Raw genomic sequence first — 20,997 nt, 5'->3', positions numbered from 1 at the left:
GACACGCCTCGTCCGCACGCCCTACGGCCGCGGGTTGCGGGGCGATGAGACGCCTGGACGAGGCCATGAAAAAACCGGCCGCGACGGGCCGGTGACCGATGCTGTGCCCGGCGGCCAAGGCCGCCGGTTCATGCAGAAAGCTTAGGCCGCCGGGGCCGGATTCAGGGCCGACAGCATCTGCGTGAAGATCTTGGGGCTGGCGGCCAGCACGTTGCCGGAATCCATCCAGCCCTGCTCGCCGTCGAAGTCAGCGACCAGGCCGCCGGCTTCCAGCACCATCAGGCTGCCCGCCGCCAGGTCCCAGGGCTTCAGGCCGACGCCGCAGAAGCCGTCCAGGCGGCCGCAGGCCACGTAGGCCAGGTCCAGCACGGTGGCGCCCAGGCGGCGCACGCCGGTGCTGCCTTCGGCCATGTTGCGGAAACGGGCCGAGCCTTGTTCCGGATCGCCGGAGTTGGGCCAGTGCGCGCCCAGCAGGGCCTCGTGGTAGCGGGTGCGGCCCGAGACGCGCACGCGGCGGTCGTTCAGGAACGTGCCGCTGCCACGGCTGGCCGTGAACAGTTCGTTGCGCGACGGATCATAGATGACCGCCTGCGTGACCTGGCCGCGCTGCGTCAGCGCGATCGACACGGCGTAGTTGGGCAGGCCGTGGATGAAGTTGGTCGTGCCGTCCAGGGGATCGATGATCCATTGGAATTCGGCCTGGTCGGGGCCCTGCAAGCCGAATTCCTCGCCCAGGACTGCGTGATCCGGGTAAGCGGCGTGCAGCGTCTCGACGATGGACTCCTCGGCGGCGCGATCGACTTCCGTGACATAATCGCGCGGCCCCTTGCGAGCCACGCTGAGTCGTTCCAAATCCATGCTGGCACGGTTGATAATGGTGCCGGCACGCCGGGCCGCCTTGATGGCGATGTTGAGCATCGGGTGCATAAAATTCCGTACGTATGCGGTGAACAGGCCGCTAGCCGCCCCCCCGGGCCGGCCGTTGTCCCCATAGGGGAAATCGACCCAAAAAACCAGGAAGGCACTAAGCCAAACGTGCCATTTTAAATGACTCAAGCATTTTCACGCGTTCGGTTCATTATGGTGAACCCCAGCCACCCCGGAAACGTCGGTTCGGCGGCCCGTGCAATCAAGACCATGGGCTTCTCCGAATTGGTCCTGGTGGGCCCGAAATTCGCCGATGTGACCACCCAGCCGGAAGCCGTGGCGCTGGCCAGCGGCGCCCTGGACGTGCTGGAAAACGCCCGTATCCACGACACCCTGGAAGAAGCCCTGGCGCCGGTCACCCTGGCCTTCGCCCTGACCGCCCGGGTGCGTGACCTGGGTCCCCCGCCCTGCGACATCCGTCAGGCGGCCGATCTGGCCTGCGCCCACCTGGCCGAAACGGCCGAAGGCTGCACCGCCATCGTGCTGGGCACCGAGCGCGCCGGGCTCACCAATGAGCAGATCGGGCTGTGCCACCGCATCTGCCACATCCCCGCCAACCCCGAATACAGCTCGCTGAACGTGGCCCAGGCGCTGCAACTGGCCGCCTGGGAACTGCGCTACGCATTGCTGGTGGACCAGGGCGCCGCCCTGCTGCCAACCTCGACCGCGCAAGAGCCGTCGCGCGGCGCCCAGCCGGCCTCCGGCGAGGCCGTACAGGCATTCCTGGCCCACTGGGAAGAAGCGCTGGTGGGCGTGCAGTTCCTGGACCCGGCCCATCCCAAGAAGCTGATGCCGCGCATGCGGCACCTTTTTTCGCGTGCAGGCCTGACCCGCGACGAAGTCGACATGCTGCGCGGCGTCTGCACCGCCATGCTGGCCACCGCCCGGGGCGAGCGCACAAAAAAATAGGGACGGGCATCGCCCGTCCCTGCGCATCGGCTGCGGGCGGCTGACCGCCCGCGGCACGAAGAAGATCAGTCCACCGTGGCGCCCGAGGCCTTGACCACCGGGGCCCAGCCTTCGACTTCCGACTTGATGAACTGGCCGAATTCGGCCGGCGTGGTCTTCACGCCCACGGCGCCCAGCTTTTCGAAGCTGAGCTGCACTTCGGGCTTGTCCAGCGCCTTGACCATGGCGGCGTTCAGCTTGTTGACCACGTCGGGCGGGGTGCCGGCCGGAGCGATCAGGCCGAACCACGACGACACGTCGAAGTTGGCGAAGCCGGATTCCTTCATGGTGGGCACGTCCGGCGCGCTCTTGGAACGCTCGTTGGTGGTCACCGCCAGGGCGCGCAGCTTGCCCGATTGCGCGTGCGGCCAGGCCGACGGCATGTTGTCGAACATGAACTGCACCTGGCCGCCGATCAGGTCGGTGATGGCCGGGGCGCTGCCCTTGTACGGCACGTGCAGCACGTCGATGCCGGCCTGCATCTTGAACAGTTCGCCCGCCATGTGGATGGACGTGCCGCTGCCCGACGAGGCGAACGCCAGCTTGCCCGGGTTCTTCTTGGCGTAATCCACCAGTTCCTGCACCGTCTTGACCGGCACCTGGGGGTTGACGACCAGGATGTTCGGCACCTTGGCGCCCAGCGCCACGGGGGTGAAGTCCTTCGTCAGGTCGAACGTGACGTTCTTGTACAGCGTCTGGTTGATGGCGCTGGTGACGGCCACGAACAGCAGCGTGTAGCCGTCCGGCGCGGCGCGCTGGACCTGGTCGGTGGCGATGTTGCTGCCGGCGCCCGGCTTGTTTTCGACCACGAACGATTGGCCCAGGGCTTCGGTGAGCTCCTTGGCCATGATGCGGGCGATCACGTCAGTAGTGCCGCCGGCGGAAAAGCCGACCACGATGCGGACAGGTTTGTCGGGGTAGGCAGCCTGGGCAGAACCCATTGCGAAAGCGCTGGCGGCGGTAGCCAGCAGCGTGGCGGCAAAGCGCCGCAGACCAGGCTTTTGACCGGTAATCATAGAGTCTCCGTGCAGATACTGTCCATTAGATGGACGTTTTGAATTATTGGATGACGCATTTTGATCTATACACGAGCGAGGCATCAAGGTAGAGTCCACGCTACGGACTATGGTTTTCCCTTGACCGTTCCGCAATAACCCCCCAAGTTTTCAGAGAGTTGCATGCAAGACAGCGATGCCGCGGCCGCAGGCCCACGCACATTGCGGCGCGGATTGGCCGTTCTGGCCGCCCTACGGGACCAAGGGCCCGACGGGCTCAGCGTGACTGATATCGCCCGGCTCACGGGCATACAGCGTCCCACCATCTACCGGCTGCTGGCCGCCCTGCTCGATGCGGGCCTGGTGCTGCCTGTCACGGGCACCAAGAAATACCGTGCCCAGCTGGCGGTGGACCCCGACACCCGTTCCCGCGATCCGCGGGTGCGCCAATTGCTGCCCGTGCTGCGCCGCCTGGCCGACCGGACCGGCGACGCGGTATTTCTGGTGGTGCGCGACGACGACGATTCCATCAGCCTGCACCGCGAAATCGGCAGCTACCCGGTGCAGATCCTGGCCACTTACGCCGGCAAGCGCCAGCCGCTGGGCGTGGGATCGGGCGGCATGGCGCTACTGGCCGCCCTGCCCGACGACGTTGCCCGCGGCATCGTCGAGCGCAACTCCAGCCGGCTGGACGAGTACGGCGGCATGACGCCGCAGGAAATGTTCCGCCTGATCGAAAACACCCGTGCGCGCGGCTATTCGGTGGTGGGCAACCACGCCGTGCGCGGCGCGCTGGGCGTGGGCTGCGCGCTGCTCGATGCACAAGGCGCGCCGCTGCTCGCAGTCAGCGTCACGGCCATCATTGACCGCATGCCGGCGCAGCGCCAGCGCGAAATCGCCGGCTGGATCAAGGGCGAACTGGCGCGGCTGGCCGTGCAGGCCTGACGCCCGCCTTGGATGGCGGCGCACCTCTGCTGAGCCGACGGCCGGCCACGCTGGCCTGGCTGCCAGCGCCGAACCCCAGAAAAAAAGGGCGTCCGTGCCAGCACGGACGCCCTTTCTGTTTGCGCGGACCGTTCAGGTCGGCGCGCCGGTCTTGGAGTTCTGGATCTCGCGAAGCGGGATCGGCGCCTGGAAGCCTGCGGCTTCGAGCGAGCTGCGGATTTCCTGGTACAGGCCCCAGCGCAGGTCCCAGTACTTGCCCGCTTCGGCCCACACACGCACATTCACGACCACGCCGTTTTCCTTGTAGTCGACCACTTTCACCAGCGGCTTCGGGTCCTTCAGCGCGTTGGCGTTGGCATCGACGATGCCTTGCAGCTTGGCCAGCACGGCGTTCAGGTCATCGCCATAGCGCACCGGCACGGGGATATCCAGGCGGCGCGTCTTGTTGCGGCTGTAGTTGGTGATGGTGGCGTTCCAGACCGTGCTGTTGGGCAGGGTCAGATGGATGCCGTCGACCTGGACGAGGCGCGTCAGGAACAGGCCGACTTCTTCGACCGTGCCCTCGGCCCCCGTGCTCAAACCCACGTATTCGCCCGCGCGCACCGGGCGCAGGATCAGCAGCATGATGCCTGCCGCGATGTTCTGCAGCGTGCCTTGCAGCGCCAGGCCAACGGCCAGGCCGGCGGCGCCCAGCACCGCGATCAGGCTGGCGGTCTGCACCCCGAAGCGCGCCAGCACCGCGATGAGCGTGAAGATACGCACCGTCCAGACCACCGTGCTGTAGAACATGGGCACGATCGTCGGATCGATCTTGCTGGAACGCGTGGCGATGCGCCGCACCCAGCGGCCGAGCAGCGCCGACACCCACCAGCCGATCACCAGGATCAGCAAGGCCACCAGCAGATTGATGCCCAGGTCCACCAGCCTGGGGGCCCAGGCGTTGAATTCCTTCAAGGCGTCTTCCATTGTTATTGCTCCCTCTTGCAAAAAGACAGCCGAAAACTTTATCAGATGCGGCTCGCAGGCAGGGCAGGATGACGACGCCGGTGTGTCAAGCTTTGTAAGGATTCGATCCGCGCGTGGCGCCAGCGACCTTGCGCATGTGGTTGTCCCAGGCCCGCTCGCGCGAAGGCGGCAATAGCGGGTGCTCGGCGCCCGCAGCGTCGGTGCGCAGCATGGCGCCCAGGCCGCTGCTGATGAGAAAGCCCGCCTCGTGCGCGGGCGCCACGCCGCAGCCGTCGGCCAGGCGCGTCAGCCCCAGGCTGCGGCCGCTGTCGGCGTCCCAGTACAACACCTGTCCGCCCACCGGGCTGGATGTCGCCACCACCTTGCCGGCCGCGTCCACCGTCACCGATCCCACGTAGTTGCGCATGTCGCGCAGCGCCTGCGCGGGCCCGGCGAACAGTTCCAGCGCGGCGCCGCGGCGGTGGCGGCCGACCAGCGCGGGGCGGTCGCCGGCCGGCCCCATGTACTGGCAGCCGAACCACACGCTGCCGTCGGCCGCCAGCGCCAGATGGCGGATAGACAGGCGGTGCAGCTCGGGCGCCAGTTCGACCCGTTCGAGCAGGCGCCCGCTGGCCGCATCGATGTACGCCAGCGACGGGCGCATGGTGTCCAGGTTGAGTTCCAGCTTGCCGTAGTCGGGATGCGTCAGGATGCCGCCGTTGGCCACGCACAGCGTCTTGCCGTCGGGCATCAGCACCACTTCGTGGGGGCCGATGCCGCCGCAGTCGAATTCGCCGACGCGGCGGTAGTGGCCGCCCGGCGTGGCGTCGTAGATGCCCAGCACGCCGCGGCCGCCATCGAAGTCATTCTCGGTGGCCGCCAGCAGGCGGGCGTCGTCGAAATAGGCGCCGTGGCCGAAGAAATGGCGGTCGTCGGGCAACGGCAGTTCGACCGGCGCGCGCTCGCCGCGCAGGTCGAAACCCAGCGCAAAAAAGCCCGGCTGGCGGCCGAACACCACGGCGCGCTCGCCGGCCGGATCGATGGCGAAGCTGTGGCCGCGCGCGGGCATCGGCAGCACGCGCTGGTCCTGGCCGGAGGCATCCAGCACCACCGCTTCGTCGCGTCCGCCGCGTTGGCGCGCCGTGACGTACAGCGCGGCGTCGCCCGTCGATGCCGCGGCCTGCGACAGCCCCGGCATGACCAGGCCGGCGCCGACCATCCCGCCTGCGGCAGCACTGAGCGTTCCACCGAATGTTCCAACCCAGGCCACGCCCAACCGCGCGCCCAAGGCGCTTGCGGCCGCACGCGCCAGGAAGTCGCGGCGAGCCGGTTGCGCGGGCGGCAGGCCGCCAGCCCGCCCTGCCCCGCGTGCCGAGGAACGATCAGTCGCCATCGAGCGCGTTGAATCCGATGGTGACGCCCAGCGCGGGCGCCAGGTCCTGGTCGACGATGGCCTTGCCGTTCTTCAAGGTCAGCGCGGCCAGCTCCAGTTGCCGGCGCCCGTCGGCGTCAGCCAATGCCGCGTCCAACGGCGCGGGCACGTCGCGCAGCGTCGCCGCCGCGCTGGCCAATTCACCCAGCACCGATCCCGCCATCCATTCGTCGCCCTTGGGCAGCACATAGCCGCCCGCGGTGTAGAACGCCGCCAGGCCGTCCAGGTTGGCGGCCAGCGTGCGCGTGGTCAGGCCGCTGCGCCAGAAGGCGGCGCGCTTGGGCCGCGCGTTGGCGGCCGAATCACCCAGCACCGGCAGAATCTTCACGTCGCGCGCGAACTGCAGGCCGGTGGACAGGGCCTTCATCGCTTCGGCCGCCACTTCCTGCGGATCGCGGTACAGGTCGTTGCCGGCCTGCGGCCGCGCGAACTGGCGCCCGAATTCGCCCTGCGCGCTCCAGGCCTGGGCCACGTCGCGCGACATCGCGGCCACATTGGCCGACACCGCCACGGCATAGCCGCAGGCGTAAGGGAATGTCGGCGTGCCGGGTTGCGTGGCGCCCGCCCGCTTGAGCAGCGCGGGTTCGCCGTACAGCACGTATTCCAGCGCCGGCAGGCCCTGCACGGCCACGCTGCGGCCAGCCAGCGCGCCGGGCTTGAGCAGCGCGGCGTCCTGCGCGGCGATCAGCGCCTGCACCTGCTTGGGCATCACGCCGCGGGTGTCCGGCCAGAACGCCAGCCGTTCAAAGCGGTTCGCCTGCACCAACGGCCCGAAGCGCAGGAACTCGATGCGTGCCCACGCCTGCGCCAACCCGGCGAACGCGTCGTTGACGCGCTTGGCGCCGGCCGCGTCCGGCTTGCTGCACCAGGGCCCCAGCGCGCCTTCCAGCGCGCCGGCGGCCTCGGCCATGGCGGCCACCGCTGGCCGGGCGTAGCCCTGCGCCAGGCGTTCGCCCAGGTCGGCAGGCAGTTCGGCGCGGACCGCCAGCGGCCAGGCCGACGTCCCGGCCAGCAACACCACGGCCAGTGCGGCCTTGGCTGGCAAGATCCGGCGCACAACAAGGGATGCCATCACAACGACTCCAGGAAACGGATGAGATCGGCGCGTTCTTCGGGCGTCATCGCTACGACGCGATCGCGCGCGGGCTGGCCCGCGCCGCCGTGCCACAGCACGGCTTCGAGCAGCGTGCGGGCGCGGCCGTCGTGCAGCCAGGTGGCGGTGGGGTTCACGGTCTTGGTCAGGCCGATGCCCCACAGCGGCGGCGTGCGCCATTCGCGGCCCGTGGCCTCGCCGTCGGCGACGCCATCAGCCAGGTCGTCGCCCATGTCATGCACCAGCATGTCGGTGTAGGGCCAGATCAGCTGGAAGCGGTGTTCGGCCTGCTTGGCGTTGCGGCTGGTGACGTACTTGGGCACGTGGCAGGCGACGCAGTTGGCCTCGTAGAACAGCTTCTTGCCCGCCAGCACGCGGGCATCGTCGGCGTCGCGCCGCTGCGGCACCGCCAGGTTGGTGGAATAGACGGTGACGAAGTCCATCAGCTTGGCCGGCACTTCCTCGGGCCCGAAACGCGGCTGCGCGCCATGCGGCATCTTCAGGCACTGCGTCTGGGCCGGCGTACAGTCGCCGTAGTGGTTGGGGAACAGCGGCGAAGACAGCCCCATGTCGTTGGAAAAGGCGGCAGCGCTCTGCTGTTCGACCGTGGGCTGGCCGGCCTTCAAATTGAAGCGGCCCAGCACCCGCGCGCCGGTGCGCACGTCGGTAACCCAATTGGGCTTGCCCACGATACCGTCGCGCTTGTCCGCGCCGACGTTGGCCAGGATGTCCGATTCGTGGATGGATTCCAGCAGCCCCAGGCCGATCATCGGCGGCGCCAGGCGCGGCGAGATCTGCGTGTCTTTGCGCATGGGGCCGTAGCCCAGGTTGTCGATGCGGTACACGGGCTGCATCAGCGTGGCGGTTTCACCGCCATTGAGCGCGACGGTGACCGGCGTGTATTCGATCTCCATGCGGCCTTCGGCGGGCAGGCCCGCCACCGCGAAGTTCTGCAACTGCACGCCGTAGACCGGCTCGGGCAGCATCGCCAGTTCACCCGGCGCCAGCTTGGGATGGCCGCGGTCCGGGCCTTGCGGCACAGCCAGGCGCAGCAGCAATGCAACGGCATCGGGGCGTTCGAGGGGATCGAAACCCGGCACCGAGCCGCGCCCGTCCTTGGTGTGACAGGCCTGGCACGACCGCGCATTGAACAGCGGCCCCAGGCCATCGGACGCCTGCGTGGACGCGGGCGCCGAGACCCAGTCCTTGCGGAACAGGCCATTGCCGACCTGGAATTCCTGGCGGCGTTCGAAGCTCATGTTGGCCGACGGCTGCGAGAAGATGTCGGCGTTGATGAGCTTGTTGGTGGTGGTGGCGCCCGCCTGCATGGTCTCGAAGGTCTCGGCCTTGGAGAAGTCACGCGTGGGCGCGGTAATGGCGAGGACGCGTTTGAGGTCTTCGGCAGTCAGGTCATCGCGCCCGGCGGGCGCGGGGGGAGCGGCGGCGGCGCCGGCATGGGCCGACGCCGCCAGTACGGCGGCGAATACGAGCTTCACTTGAATACGGCGTCGGGTTTATCCAGGCTGTCGGAACCTTCGATGGCGACCTTGCCCAGGTCCAGCAACGTGATCACACGTTCCAGGCTGCGGGTCTGGTCGACCAGGCGGTCGATGGCGGCCTGCACCACGGCGTTGCCTTCCTTGTTGCCGTCCGCGATCATCTGGTCGTAGGTCTCGACCGTTTCGGCGCGTACCTTGAGCGCCTGCATGGCGGCCACGGTGGCGTCCAGCTTGGCGCGCACTTCGACGTCCAGCTTGGGATCGCGCGCCTTCACCAGTTCGGACAGGCTGGCGCCTTCCACGGTCTTGCCGTCGATGCGCGTGTACGAACCCAGGTAGACATTGCGGATGCCGATCTGGTCGTAGAAGTGCGAATTGTGGGTGTTGTCCGAGAAGCAGTCGTGCTCTTCTTCGGGATCGTGCAGCATCAGGCCCAGCTTCATGCGTTCGCCGGCCAGTTCGCCGTACGACAGGCTGCCCAGGCCGGTCAGCATCGCGATCAGGCCGGCCTTGGGATCTTCTTCGACGGCCTTGCGCGCGGCGCCGTCCTTTTTCCAGTTGCCCACCATTTCTTCCAGGTCGGTCACCAGCAGGTCGGTCACGGCCTTCAGGAACTCGATGCGGCGTTCGCAGTGGCCCCCGGTGCACTGCTTGGGATCGAAATCGGTGTGCGGGCGGTTGCCGGCATGGCGCTCTTGCGGCGTGCCCTTGCGGTCGGCCGGCGCGGGGCCGGTGCCGTTCAGGTCCTGGCCCCACAGCAGGAATTCGATGGCGTGGTAGCCGGTGGCCACGTTGGCTTCGTTGCCGTCGGCTTCGTGCAGCACTTCGGACAGCAGTTGCGGCGTGATCTTGCTGACGTCGACGGTCTTGCCGCCCACCGAGATCTTGGAATTGGCGATGACGTTGACGGCGTAGTAGGCGTTCTCGTCGTTTTCGGTGCCGTAGGACGCATCGACGTAGTCGATCAGGCCTTCATCGAGCGGCCAGGCGTTCACGCGGCCTTCCCAGTCGTCGACGATGGGGTTGCCGAAGCGGTACGCCTCGGTCTGCTGGTAGGGCACGCGCGCGGCCAGCCAGGCGTCGCGGGCGGCCTTGAGCGTCTGCTCGCTGGGCTTGGCGACCAGCGCATTGATGGCGTCGCGCAGCGTCTTGGCAGCGGTCAGCGAATCTTCGTAGCCGGCCAGCGCCAGGTCCGAATACGTGGTGACCACGGCCTTGGGCTGCACTGCGGCGTGCGCCGTTCCCCCGAACACCGCGGCCGCCAGCACCGCTCCCAACAACAACTTGCGCATCGACTTTCTCCCGTAACGCGAATGGGGTTCCGCCCCGCGGCGGCCCCATTCAACCTTGAATTTTGTGGATGCGAGTGTAAACAATTTTCGTTTGATATTCAGCGAAAAGTCAGATACCTGACATTTCGCCGAATGAATTCGCCACGATTTTCCGGTCTCCAGACGCAAAAAAGGCCCGGAATCCAGGCCCTGTCGCGCAGCCGGGGCCAGCCTGGCCCCGGCGCGTCATCAGCGTTGCAGCGGCGCCTTGGCCGTTTCCTTGGCCGCCAGCACCGCGATGGCGGTGACCAGCAGCGCGGCGGCCACGTACAGCGAGATCGCCAGGGTGGAATTCCACGACTTGAACAGGCTGGCGATGATCAGCGGCGCAAAGCCCCCGCCCACGATGCCCGCCAGCGTGTAGGCCAGCGACGACCCCGCGTAGCGCACCCGGCTCGGGAACTGCTCGGTGATGAAGGCGGCCTGGGGGCCGTACATCATCGCGTGGATCAACAGGCCCACCACCACGGCGGCGCAGATGGCGATGGGATGCGCGGTGTCCATCAGCGTGAAGAAGACGAACGCCCACACGATCCCCAGCGCCGCGCCGGCCAGGTACACCGGACGACGTCCGATCCTGTCCGACAGATGCCCGAACAGCGGCACGGCCAGGGCGTTCAATGCCGCGCCCAGCATGGTCGCCGTCAGCGCCATGGGCCGCGACAGGTGCAGCACCGTCGTCACGTAGGTCAGCGTGAACACCACCACCAGGGCGTACAGCACGTCCGAGCCGATGCGCGAGCCGCCGGCCACCAGCAACTGGCGCCAGTGCTGGCCCAGCACTTCCTTGATGGGCGTGCTGGCGGTTTCGCGCTTTTGCTCCATTTCCAGGAACACCGGCGTTTCTTCCACGCCGCGGCGCAGCCACAGGCCGAACAGCACCAGCGCCACGCTGGAAATGAACGGCACGCGCCAGCCCCAGGCCTGGAATTCCTCGGGGCTGAGCCAGGCCGAAATGACAGCGATGAAGCCGGTGCCGATCAGCGTGCCGCACGACGGCCCGACCTGCGTGAACGAGGCGTTGCGGCCACGCTGGTTGGGTTTGCCGTGTTCCATCGACAGCAGCACCGCGCCGGCCCATTCGCCGCCCAGCGCCACGCCCTGGATGAAGCGCAAGGCCACCAGCGCCACCGGCGCCCAGACGCCCCAGCTGGCGTAGGTGGGCAGCATGCCCATCAGGCCGGTCGAGATGCCCATGATCACCAAGGTGGCGACCAGCACGAACTTGCGGCCCAGGCGATCGCCCAGGTGGCCGAACACGAAGCCGCCCAGCGGCCGCGAGACGTACCCGACCGCATAGGTCGAGAACGCCAGGATGGTGCCCGTCAGCGGGTCGAACGACGGAAAGAAGATCGAATTGAAGACCAGCGCGGCCATCAGGTTGTAGATGGTGAAGTCGTACCACTCCAGCGTGGTGCCGACCGAGCTGGCCATCGCCAACCGTTTCATCTTGTCCGGCGAGGCCGCCGGGTGCGCGGTTGCCGGCGCATGCAGCGTGTTTTCAGCCATTGTGTTTCCCCATGTGTGATGTGTGGATTGCGCCGCAGATCAGCGCAGGTCGGCGTCCGCCAGCTTCCAGCCCAGCGCCAGCAGCCAGGCGTCGGCGGCGCGCACGCCCAGCGCCGCAGATGCCTGCTCGGCCAGCGCCCTGGCCGCGTCGGCCGAGCTGGCCTCGACGACGAAGATCGGGTCCAGGCGGCGGTTTTCGGTGGATTCACGCGGCAGCGGGCCGCTCAGGGCAGCATCCGGCGCCAGCAGGTACGACTGCACGAAGCCGTCGGTCTTGGCCAGCGTGGCGCCTGCCTCGGCGGCGCGGTCGACCAACGCTGCGGCGTCGCCACCGAACACCAGCGGCAGCACCGCGATATGGCTGCCGCTGCCGAAGCCGGTCACGGCCTGCACGGCGCAGACGCGACGCATCGGGTCGCGCATGCGGTCAAGATTGGTCACCGACCACGGCGTCTGGCGTTCGAACGCCGCGCGGTAGTCGGCGGTGGTGAAGGCGCCCAGCGATTCCGTGCGGTACAGGCCCAGGTACTTGCGGCCGCCCGACAGCGAGAAATAGCGCGCGCCCGACAGAAAGCCCGGGATACGCACGCGCTCTTCGACGTGCTCACGGTCGTACCAGCGGTTGAAATCGGTTTCGAACGCGGGATCGACGTCGCAGGCGACGAACAGCATCCCGTTGGGCGGCAGCGTGGAAGACGTGTTGGCTTGGCTCATGGCAAGAAGAAAAACCCTTCGGTTGCAGAAGGGGGTCATCTTCGGCCGACAGGCCTTTTCCAGCCAAACGAGTAATTTTTCGCGGCGGCAACAGAATTACTGAAAGCCCACTAAGGGATAACTCTATTGCGCCGAGCCGAATTTAGGCGACGTGACCGACGCGGTGTATTGGTCGGATGCGCGGCTGGCCAGTTCGGCCACCAGGCGAATGGCATCGGACCCGGCGCCTTCCAGATAGCTCACCACCAGCAATTGCGGCGGCACCGGCATGTCGCTGCGGATCACCTGCATCTCGCCGCGCGCCACGTATTCGTAGATGGGCGGCAACGGCACCAGCGCACGGCCGAAACCGCTGCGCACCAGCCGCGCCAGCGCCGAGATCGAGCTGACGCAGTGCACCTTGCCCAGCGGAATGCCGGCCTCGCGAAACAGGTTCTTGAGCGCCTCGTGCGGCTGCGAGCCGGGGCTCATGGTCAGCACGGGTTCACTCAGCAGCTGCTGCACCGTCAGCGTTTCTTCGTCGCCCGCCGGCCCGACCCAGCCCATCTCCATCGGCAGGCATGGCGTGCTGATGACGCCGGTGTCCGTCAGCAGGTCGGTCTGGAAGGCGATGTCCAGCGTGCCTTCGCGCAGGCCGCGATGCAATGCGCGGGTGGTTTCGGAAGTCAGCTGCACCTCGATGCCCGGATAGGTGGACCGCAAGTTGGTCAGAAAGCCGATCAGCCAGGTGTGCACCACGGTTTCGATGGCCCCGATGCGCACCAGGCCGAACACTTCGTCGCCGGTGCGGCCCAGCGACAGGATCTGCTGGCGCAGTTCGAGCAGGCGTTCGCCGTAGTCCAGCAGGCGCGTGCCCACCGCCGTCAGCCGCAGCTCTTTGGCATCGCGTTCGAACAGCCGCGCGCCGATGTCCTCTTCGAGCGAGGCGATGCGGTTGGCCACCGCGGCCTGGGTGATGTGCAGGCGGTCGCTGGCCGCACGGAAACTGCCCAGGCGGGCGGACCACAGAAATGCTTCGACAAAACGGGTATTCATATCCGCGGCGCGCCTGGCGACGCGCCCCTTTCTCAGTACGCCAAGGCGGCAAGCCTTGATCCGCCCACATCCTACCGCCTGACGGCGCGCGCCCGCCACTGCCGCCCTGCCGCGGTGCCGATCATGCACCAATCTGGTTCACGACGCGCCCCGACGCGGATCGCCTGCCCGCGCGGCCCCGGGAAACGGTGCCATGTTCACAAGTTGGCACGGGTCTTGCTTATGTCCCTGGTATGCAAGCTTGTCTACAAGCGCCCATCCCGCCGACCAGGAGTTCCGCATGACCAACCGCCCCGCGCCCTTTGCCTTCAACGCCACCCGCCGCAAGCTGATGCAGGGCGCCGCGCTGGGAGCCGCCGCGTTGGCCGCGCCCGCTCTGGTGCGCGCGCAGTCTGGCCCGACCATCCGCATCGGCTACTGGCCGGTGGCAGCCGGGCTGCCGTTCTATGCCGCCATCGAAAAGGGCTACTTCAAGGAAGCCGGCCTGAATGTCGAAGCGCTGAAGTTCGCGGGCGCCCAGCAAGTCATGGAAGCCATGCTGGCCGGCCGCGCCGACGGCAGCGCCAATGGCACGGGTTCGGCCAACCTGGCCATCGGCGAGATCGCCTCGCCCGGCCTGTTCAAGATTTTTGCGTCCAACCCCAGCAACGCCAAGAACGTGCTGGACGAGTTCATTGTCGCGAAAGACAGTCCCATCCAATCCATCGCAGACCTCAAGGGGAAAAAGGTCGGTTCTGGACCCGGCATCCAGAATGCCACGCTGGCCAAAGCAGTGCTGGAGCGCGCCGGCGCAACCGGGGCAACCGTGGTCGAGTTGGCAATCAGCCAGCACGTCGCCGCGGTTGCCGCCGGCCAGTTGGACGCGTGCTACACGCTGGAACCCACGGGCACGGTCGGCCGCCTGAACGGCACCACCCGTGTGCTCGAAGCGGGCGTGATCGCCAAGTACGTGCTGGGCGATCCGATGGCGCCGTGGTTCGGCGGATCGGCCTCGCTGACCACCGCGTTCCTGAAGAAGTACCCCGAGGAAAGCAAGAAATTCATCGCCGCGTACGCCCGCGGCATCGAGCTGATTCGCACCAAACCGGACGAGGCGCGCCCCTTCATGAAGGGTTACACCGCCATCGAAGGCCCCATGACCGAAGCCGTGCCGCTGGCTGCCTACACCCTGTACAACGAGTTCACCCCCGGCGACATCCAGTACTTCCAGAAGTTCTTCGACCTGTTCGCCGACAAGGGCATCTTCGCGCAGAAGGTCGACGTGGCCTCGATGCTGTACAAGGGCTGAGCCATGGATGCGATCAACGCCAACCGCACGCCCGGCGCACCGGCCGCCGCCGTGGCTGCAAAGCCGGCCGCCACGGTGGCGCCCCCTGCCATCACCGGCGCGCCGACGTCCCGCCCGCCGCGCAAATGGACCGCCACGCGCCTGTTGCCGCTGATCGGCCCGCTGGCGCTGTTCGTGGTGTGGGACCTGGTGGTGCGGCTGCAACTGGTCAGCCCCGTGCTGCTGCCCACGCCGAGCGCCACGCTCGTGGCGCTGGCCAAGGGCATGGCGGGCGGCCCGCTGCTGGGCGACTTTCTGGCATCCGTCAACCGCACGTTGCAGGCCTTCGTGATCGCCGGGGTGATCGGCGTGCCGCTGGGCGTGCTGCTGGGCAGCAACGAAAAGGCCTATCGCAGCGTGGAATTCCTGGTGGACTTCTTTCGCTCGACGCCGTCGTCCGCGCTGATCCCGCTGTTCCTGATGATCTTCGGCGTGACCGACATGAACAAGATCGCCATCGCCGCCTTCGCGGCCGTGCTGGTGATCCTGTTCAACAGCGCCTACGGCGTCATCAATGCCCGCAAGCAACGCGTGATGGCGGCGCGGGTCATGGGCGCTTCGCGCTGGCAGATCTTCAAGGACGTGCTGATCTGGGAAAGCCTGCAGCCGACCTTCGTGGGCCTGCGCAGCGGCGTGTCGATGGCGCTGGTCATCGTGATCGTGGCCGAGATGTTCATCGGCGCCGACAGCGGGCTGGGCAACCGCATCATCAATGCCCAGCAGGTGCTGAACGTGCGCGAGATGTACGCGTCGATCCTGGCTGCGGGCGCCCTCGGCTATGTGCTGAACATTGTCTTCCTGGTGCTGGAAAAGCGCGTGGTCCACTGGAGCGGCCGATAACCATGTCCACTGTCATCAACCCCGTCATCGCCCCTGCCCCTGCGCCCGCCCCGTTCGAGCCAGGCCCGGCCGGCACGCACATCACGATCCGCGGCTTGACCAAGTATTTCGCCGGCTGGCCGCTGTACGAAGACTTCAACCTGGACATCCCCAAGGGCAAGATCGTCTCGGTGTTCGGCCCCAACGGCTGCGGCAAGTCCACGCTGATCAACATGATCGCGGGCCTGATTCCCATCGACGCGGGCGAGATCCTGTTCGACGGCAAGTCGCTGGCGCAGACCAAGATCGGCTACGTCTTCCAGAACTATCGCGAAGCCATGTTCCCGTGGCTGCGCACCATCGACAACATCGCCTATCCGCTGCGGCTGGAAGGCCGCAGCAAGGCCGAGGTCGACGCGCGCGTCGAAGAACTGGTGGCGTCGTTCGACGTCAAGTTCGATCTCAAGCGCTATCCGTATGAACTATCCGGCGGGCAGCAGCAGACCGCCTCGATCATGCGCGCGCTGGCCCCTGGCCCCGAAGTGCTGTTCCTGGACGAACCGTTTTCCGCGCTGGATTTCGAGATGACGCTGTTCATCCGCGAAAAGCTGCAGGAAGTCTTCATGCAGACCGGCACCACCATGCTGCTGGTGTCGCACGACCTGGAAGAAGCCGTGTACCTGGCCGACCAGGTGCTGCTGCTGACCAAGCGGCCCACCCGCGTGGCCGAAATCCTGAACTACGGCGACGCGCGTCCGCGCACCGTCGAGACCCTGTCCGAACCCGGCTTCATCGGCATGAAGAAACTGAGCCTGGAAATTTTCCAGCGCGAAGTGCGCCGCTAGGCCCTGCCATACCCGCCCTTTTCCGGAGAACCCGCCATGACCCAGGAAACCATCGACCAATACGTCCGCAGCGCGCTGGCGCTGTCGGGCTATGCGCTGCGCGAGGCGGACACGGCCGACGTCGTACAGCAGTTCTCGCGCATCCATGACATCGCCGCCACCTTCATCGACGAGGCCTTGCCGGTGGAATTGGAATCGGCATCGGTGTTCCGCCCGTGAACAGCGCCATCCTGGAAATTGCGCGGCAGGTGCGCAGCGGCGAACGCAGCGCGGCAGACGTGCTGCAGGCCACGCTGGCCCGCGTGCGCGAGCTCGATCCGCAGTACAACGGCTTCACGGCCGTCGTCGAGGCCCGTGCCCGCACCGAGGCCGCCGCCATCGACGCCCGCCGTGCACGCGGCGAGCCCCTGCCGCCCCTGGCCGGCGTGCCCTATGCCGTCAAGAACCTGTTCGACATTGCCGGCGAAACCACGCTGGCCGGCGGCCACGTCAACGCCGGCAACCCGCCCGCTTCGCGCGATGCCACGCTGGTGACGCGCCTGCGCGACGCTGGCGCCGTGCTGGTGGGCGCGCTGAACATGGACGAGCACGCCTACGGCTTCACCACCGAAAACACCCACTACGGCGCCTGCCGCAATCCGCACGACGTCACCCGCATCGCGGGCGGCTCGTCCGGCGGCAGCGCCGCCGCAGTGGCCGGCGGCCTGGTGCCGCTGACGCTGGGGTCGGACACCAACGGCTCGATCCGCGTGCCCGCGTCGCTGTGCGGGGTGTTCGGCCTGAAGCCCACCTTCGGCCGCCTGGCTCGCACCGGGTCCTATCCCTTTGTCGGCAGCCTGGACCACCTGGGGCCCTTTGCCGCCGATGCTGCAGGCCTGGCCGCTGCCTACGACGCGCTGCAAGGCCCCGACCGCGACGACAACGCCTGCGCGCAACGCGCCGCGGAACCGACGCTGGCCGGGCTGGCGTCGGACCGGCCGCTGCGCGTGGCCGTGCTGGGCGGCTACTTCGCCCACTGGACTGGCCCCGAGGCCCGCCTGGCCGTCGACATCGCCGCCCGCGCACTGGGCGCCGTCGATACCGTGGAACTGGCCGGCGCCGAGCAGGCCCGCGCCGCGGCCTTCATCATCACGGCGGCCGAAGGCGGCGCCCTGCATCGCCACCGCCTCACCACGCAGTACGACGACTACGAACCGCATTCCCGCGCCCGCCTGGTGGCCGGCAGCCTCGTGCCCGCCGCCTGGGTGCAGCAGGCGCAACGCATCCGCCAGCGCGTGTACCGCGAAGCGCTGGCGCTGTTCGACCATTACGACGTGCTGATCGCCCCCGCCACGCCCGTGCCCGCCACCGTGATCGGCACCGACAGCCTGACGCTGGCCGGCCGGACGTTGCCCGCGCGCGCCAGCATGGGCCTGTTGACCCAGCCGATCTCGTGCCTGGGCTTGCCCGTGTGCGCCGCGCCGACCTGGCCTGGCGTCGGCCGCGACGCGCACCTGCCGTTGGGCGTGCAATTGATCGGCGCGCCGTGGCGCGAAGCCGACTGCCTGCTGGCCGCGCACCGGCTGGAGCAGGCCGACGCAGCCGGCGTACGCACCGTCACGGCCGCTGTGGCCGCCACCCCAGCCGCCTCAGTGGCTGCGGCATAGATCCGCCCATCGACCGTCACCCCAGGCCCAGACATGGACTCCCCCTTCGCCGTCCTCGATACGCCCCGCAACCTGGCTGATGCCGCCTACGGCACGCTCAAGCGCGACATCCTGGATTTCCGGCTGGCGCCCGGCGACCGCTTCACCGAAACCGAAATCGCCGACCGCCTGCGCGTCAGCCGCACGCCGGTGCGCGAGGCCCTGTTCCGCCTGGAACGCGAGGGCTACCTGGAGGTACGCCAGCGCAACGGCTGGCTGGTCAAGCCGCTGGACTTCGATACGCTGGACCACTTCTATGAACTGCGCTGCGTGCTGGAAACGGCGGCGGTGCGCACCCTGTGTGCACCAGGCCAGATTCCCGATCCGCTGCGCGCGCTGCAACCGCTGCTGGACACCTGGCTGGTGGATGCCGAAGACTATTCCCACGATGGCGATTGGTTGGCCAACCTGGACGAGCGCTTTCACATGGACCTGGTCGCCGCGGCCGGCAACCCCGAAATCGCGCGGGTGCACCGCGCGGCCACCGAGCGCATCCGCATCGTGCGGCAACTGGATTTCACCCAGCCCGAACGCATCGCCCGCACCTACGCCGAACACGGCGCCATCCTGACCGCCATCCTGCAGCGCGATGCCGGGCAGGCGACCGCGCTGCTGCAAGCGCATATCGGCGACAGCCAGGCCGCCGTGCGCAAGATCACGCTGCATCGCATGTACGCCACGCGCCGCGCGCAGGCGGCCTAGGCGCGGCGGCATGGCAACCGACCCCGCGCAGCGAGCGGGCCTGCGCCCGCCGCCCGCGGCACCGTGTCGTTCAGCGCGGCCGCAACCAGCGGTCCAGCCGGCGCGTGACGAACGGGATGCACACGTACACCATTACCGGCGTCAGGGCGACGCTGGTGATCAGCGCACGCCAGAACACCGGCAGCACCGTGAGGTGTTCGCTGACCAGCAACGAGAACGCCAGCAGCACTGGAAAATACGCCAGCCAGATGCTGACCGCCTGCTTCCAACGCGGCGGCGTGCTGCTGCTTTGCGTGCCGAACCACGCGTCCATGCCGCTGACACGGCGCGCATGGCTGGCGCGTACCAGGTTGGCGCCGCGTTCCAGCCACATGCGGCGCGGCAGCGATTTTTCCCAGCGCGTCAGGCTGGCCTCGTCGTTGAAACGCAGCACGATCTGGTACTGGTCGCCGCCTTCGGGCGGTTGCAGCACGCCCGACCCGAGAAAGCCGGGAAAGCCCGCGGCCAGGATTTCGCCCTGGCGCATCCAGGACAGGAAATCGCCGTAGCGTTCGGGCGTGATGTGACGGGTGACCAGCATGGTGACCGGGGCGGAAACTGCGGAACTGGACATGGCGGAACTCCTGGGGCAGCGTACAGCGTGTTATGCAGTGTTTACCCTAGCAAGCCGCGTGCCAGCCTTGCGGTGCAGCATTCCCCCCGCAGCAAGGGCGATATTGACGACCGCCGCAAAATTTGCGCACCGCAACAGACACCATATTGGTGATTACCCTAAATAACGCACCACAACGGTGCATGAACAACCAGGAATTCGATGGACATCAATCTGCCCGACGTCGTCGCCGAGGTCACCGCTGCCTTCGCCCGCTATGAAACCGCCCTGGTCAACAACCAGGTCGAGGTACTGGACGAGCTGTTCTGGAACAGCCCCCACACCCTGCGCTATGGCGCCGGGGAAAATCTCTACGGCTACGACGCCATCCGCGCCTTTCGCGCGGGCCGCTCGCCCCAGGGGCTGGCGCGCCGCGTGCTGCGCACGGCGATCACCACCTATGGCCGCGATTTCGCCACCGCCAACCTCGAATTCCAGCGCGACGGCAGCGACCGCATCGGCCGCCAGAGCCAGACCTGGATGCGCACGCCCGATGGCTGGCGCGTGGTGTCGGCGCATGTCAGCCTGATGGCGGGATGAGCCGGCCGCAGGGCCTGACCTGCATCAAGCCGCGCCATAACCTTATTGGCCGGCTGGCATTGAGCCGTCATGAGGACAGGTCTACACTGGACTTTCCCTAGTCCCCTGGAGCACCTGCCCCATGAGCACCTACAAGATCGCTGTCTTCGTCGGCAGCCTGCGCGCCGCGTCGATCAACCTGCGCCTGGCCCGTGCGCTGGAAAAACTGGTACCCGCGGACTTCAAGTTCGACTACGTCAGCCTGGGCGATGTGCCGCTGTACAACCAGGACAACGAGAACAACCTGCCCGCCCCCGCCGCCAAGCTCAAGCAGCAGATCCTGGACGCCCAGGGCATCCTGTTCGTGTCCCCCGAGCACAACCGCTCGGTGCCCGCCGCCATCAAGAACGCCATCGACTGGGGCACCCGCCCGTGGGGCCAGAACTCCTGGGCCGGCAAGGCCGTGGGCATCCTGGGCACCTCGCCCAGCGCCGCCGGCACCGCGCTCATGCAGCAGCACCTGCGCAATATCCTGGCTGCCGAAGGCGCCGTCGCCCTAACCACGCCGGAAGTCTTCCTGCAGTACACCGATGGCCTGGTCGACGACCAATACAACATCACCAACGAAGGCACGCGCAAATTCCTGCAAGGCTGGATCGACCGCTACGTTGACTGGGTCAAGAAGTTCAACGCCTGATCGCCGCCGTGGCCGGGTCCGGGGCGCCTCCCCGCCCGGCACCGATCGCCCGCTTACCTCCGGGCGATCAAGCCCCCCGATACGTCGGGGGGCTTTTTTATGCGCGCGGCTTATCCCCCTGAACTGTGGAGAAGCTTGAGGACAGGTGTGGGGCAGTCTCGAAAAACCGTGTGGCGCCAAGCACTTGCGACAGCCGGTCAAACATTGCGCAATCGTCCATTTGGCGGATTTTTGGGCCACTTATCCACCGCCGTGGGGATGAATACGGCCTCTTCAGGCGTTCCCGCGGCACATCAAGCCGCGGTTGTGCATTTGTCCCAGCATTCTGTGGACAAGCATGAGGACAGACTGAGGGCAGGTACATATTTCCCTTGTGCA

The 20,997-nt window shown here is 67.5% G+C and carries 21 protein-coding genes; 10 read left to right on the top strand and 11 right to left on the bottom strand.

From position 1 onward, the window contains the following. Positions 1 to 141: 141 nt before the first annotated feature. Entirely contained in the window at positions 142 to 927 is a 786-nt protein-coding gene (locus HV798_RS13160) for an inositol monophosphatase family protein (RefSeq protein WP_175192733.1), read from the bottom strand. Between the two features lie 120 nt (positions 928 to 1,047). Here HV798_RS13160 and HV798_RS13155 point away from each other — a divergent pair, with 120 nt between their 5' ends. Then, entirely contained in the window at positions 1,048 to 1,836 is a 789-nt protein-coding gene (locus HV798_RS13155; protein ID WP_175192734.1) for an RNA methyltransferase, read from the top strand. Positions 1,837 to 1,901: 65 nt separating this feature from the next. On the opposite strand, the gene HV798_RS13150 is transcribed toward HV798_RS13155, so the two are convergent. After that, positions 1,902 to 2,891, bottom strand: coding sequence for a Bug family tripartite tricarboxylate transporter substrate binding protein (locus HV798_RS13150; protein ID WP_175192735.1), 990 nt, complete (start codon positions 2,889 to 2,891; stop codon positions 1,902 to 1,904). Positions 2,892 to 3,053: 162 nt separating this feature from the next. Here HV798_RS13150 and HV798_RS13145 point away from each other — a divergent pair, with 162 nt between their 5' ends. Next, positions 3,054 to 3,815: an IclR family transcriptional regulator gene (locus HV798_RS13145; protein ID WP_025138001.1), complete on the top strand. Its 762-nt coding sequence runs from the start codon at positions 3,054 to 3,056 to the stop codon at positions 3,813 to 3,815. Between the two features lie 132 nt (positions 3,816 to 3,947). Here HV798_RS13145 and HV798_RS13140 read toward each other — a convergent pair whose 3' ends face one another. The 8 genes from HV798_RS13140 to HV798_RS13105 form a co-directional block, all read right to left on the bottom strand. Then, complete coding sequence (locus HV798_RS13140; RefSeq protein WP_175192736.1) at positions 3,948 to 4,781, bottom strand: mechanosensitive ion channel family protein; 834 nt, start codon at positions 4,779 to 4,781, stop codon at positions 3,948 to 3,950. Positions 4,782 to 4,866: 85 nt separating this feature from the next. Next, the gene (locus HV798_RS13135) at positions 4,867 to 5,958 is read right to left on the bottom strand and encodes a DUF1513 domain-containing protein (RefSeq protein WP_246288772.1); all 1,092 of its coding nucleotides are present in this window, start codon (positions 5,956 to 5,958) and stop codon (positions 4,867 to 4,869) included. A 184-nt stretch (positions 5,959 to 6,142) separates the two neighbouring features. After that, positions 6,143 to 7,264: an imelysin family protein gene (locus tag HV798_RS13130; protein WP_175192737.1), complete on the bottom strand. Its 1,122-nt coding sequence runs from the start codon at positions 7,262 to 7,264 to the stop codon at positions 6,143 to 6,145. Further along, entirely contained in the window at positions 7,264 to 8,781 is a 1,518-nt protein-coding gene (locus HV798_RS13125) for a di-heme oxidoreductase family protein (protein ID WP_175192738.1), read from the bottom strand. The genes HV798_RS13130 and HV798_RS13125 overlap by 1 nt, the downstream gene beginning before the upstream one ends. Next, positions 8,778 to 10,076 carry an imelysin family protein gene (locus HV798_RS13120; protein WP_175192739.1) on the bottom strand — a complete coding sequence of 433 codons (1,299 nt, stop codon included), beginning with the start codon at positions 10,074 to 10,076 and terminating at the stop codon, positions 8,778 to 8,780. The genes HV798_RS13125 and HV798_RS13120 overlap by 4 nt, the downstream gene beginning before the upstream one ends. 228 nt (positions 10,077 to 10,304) lie before the next feature. After that, positions 10,305 to 11,624: an MFS transporter gene (locus HV798_RS13115; RefSeq protein ID WP_175192740.1), complete on the bottom strand. Its 1,320-nt coding sequence runs from the start codon at positions 11,622 to 11,624 to the stop codon at positions 10,305 to 10,307. A gap of 39 nt (positions 11,625 to 11,663) precedes the next feature. Further along, complete coding sequence (locus HV798_RS13110; RefSeq protein WP_175192741.1) at positions 11,664 to 12,338, bottom strand: DUF4286 family protein; 675 nt, start codon at positions 12,336 to 12,338, stop codon at positions 11,664 to 11,666. A gap of 123 nt (positions 12,339 to 12,461) precedes the next feature. Next, positions 12,462 to 13,373: a LysR family transcriptional regulator gene (locus HV798_RS13105; RefSeq protein WP_175192742.1), complete on the bottom strand. Its 912-nt coding sequence runs from the start codon at positions 13,371 to 13,373 to the stop codon at positions 12,462 to 12,464. Positions 13,374 to 13,653: 280 nt separating this feature from the next. On the opposite strand from HV798_RS13105, the gene HV798_RS13100 reads away from it, so the two are divergent. The 6 genes from HV798_RS13100 to HV798_RS13075 are packed head-to-tail and all read left to right on the top strand — an operon-like array spanning position 13,654 to position 18,751. After that, entirely contained in the window at positions 13,654 to 14,661 is a 1,008-nt protein-coding gene (locus HV798_RS13100) for an ABC transporter substrate-binding protein (RefSeq protein ID WP_025138010.1), read from the top strand. 3 nt (positions 14,662 to 14,664) lie between these two features. After that, positions 14,665 to 15,540, top strand: a complete 876-nt coding sequence (locus tag HV798_RS13095) for an ABC transporter permease (protein WP_025138011.1) — start codon at positions 14,665 to 14,667, stop codon at positions 15,538 to 15,540. Positions 15,541 to 15,542: 2 nt separating this feature from the next. Beyond that, positions 15,543 to 16,364, top strand: a complete 822-nt coding sequence (locus HV798_RS13090; protein ID WP_175192743.1) for an ABC transporter ATP-binding protein — start codon at positions 15,543 to 15,545, stop codon at positions 16,362 to 16,364. Positions 16,365 to 16,400: 36 nt separating this feature from the next. Then, complete coding sequence (locus tag HV798_RS13085; protein WP_175192744.1) at positions 16,401 to 16,583, top strand: DUF4089 domain-containing protein; 183 nt, start codon at positions 16,401 to 16,403, stop codon at positions 16,581 to 16,583. Beyond that, entirely contained in the window at positions 16,580 to 18,010 is a 1,431-nt protein-coding gene (locus tag HV798_RS13080) for an AtzE family amidohydrolase (RefSeq protein WP_175192745.1), read from the top strand. The genes HV798_RS13085 and HV798_RS13080 overlap by 4 nt, the downstream gene beginning before the upstream one ends. A 33-nt stretch (positions 18,011 to 18,043) precedes the next feature. After that, positions 18,044 to 18,751, top strand: a complete 708-nt coding sequence (locus HV798_RS13075; RefSeq protein ID WP_175192746.1) for a GntR family transcriptional regulator — start codon at positions 18,044 to 18,046, stop codon at positions 18,749 to 18,751. Between the two features lie 70 nt (positions 18,752 to 18,821). Here HV798_RS13075 and HV798_RS13070 read toward each other — a convergent pair whose 3' ends face one another. Beyond that, positions 18,822 to 19,364 carry an antibiotic biosynthesis monooxygenase gene (locus HV798_RS13070; RefSeq protein ID WP_025138016.1) on the bottom strand — a complete coding sequence of 181 codons (543 nt, stop codon included), beginning with the start codon at positions 19,362 to 19,364 and terminating at the stop codon, positions 18,822 to 18,824. A gap of 201 nt (positions 19,365 to 19,565) precedes the next feature. On the opposite strand from HV798_RS13070, the gene hpxZ reads away from it, so the two are divergent. Both hpxZ and HV798_RS13060 read left to right on the top strand, forming a co-directional pair. Further along, complete coding sequence (hpxZ, locus tag HV798_RS13065; RefSeq protein WP_175192747.1) at positions 19,566 to 19,943, top strand: oxalurate catabolism protein HpxZ; 378 nt, start codon at positions 19,566 to 19,568, stop codon at positions 19,941 to 19,943. Between the two features lie 121 nt (positions 19,944 to 20,064). Further along, entirely contained in the window at positions 20,065 to 20,619 is a 555-nt protein-coding gene (locus tag HV798_RS13060) for an NADPH-dependent FMN reductase (protein ID WP_175192748.1), read from the top strand. The last annotated feature ends 378 nt before the right edge of the window (positions 20,620 to 20,997 follow it).

The organism is Achromobacter deleyi (genome assembly GCF_902859705.1).
GTDB lineage: Bacteria > Pseudomonadota > Gammaproteobacteria > Burkholderiales > Burkholderiaceae_B > Achromobacter > Achromobacter deleyi.
Note: the sequence above shows the minus strand (reverse complement) of the source record. Positions and strands in the feature narration are given on the sequence as shown.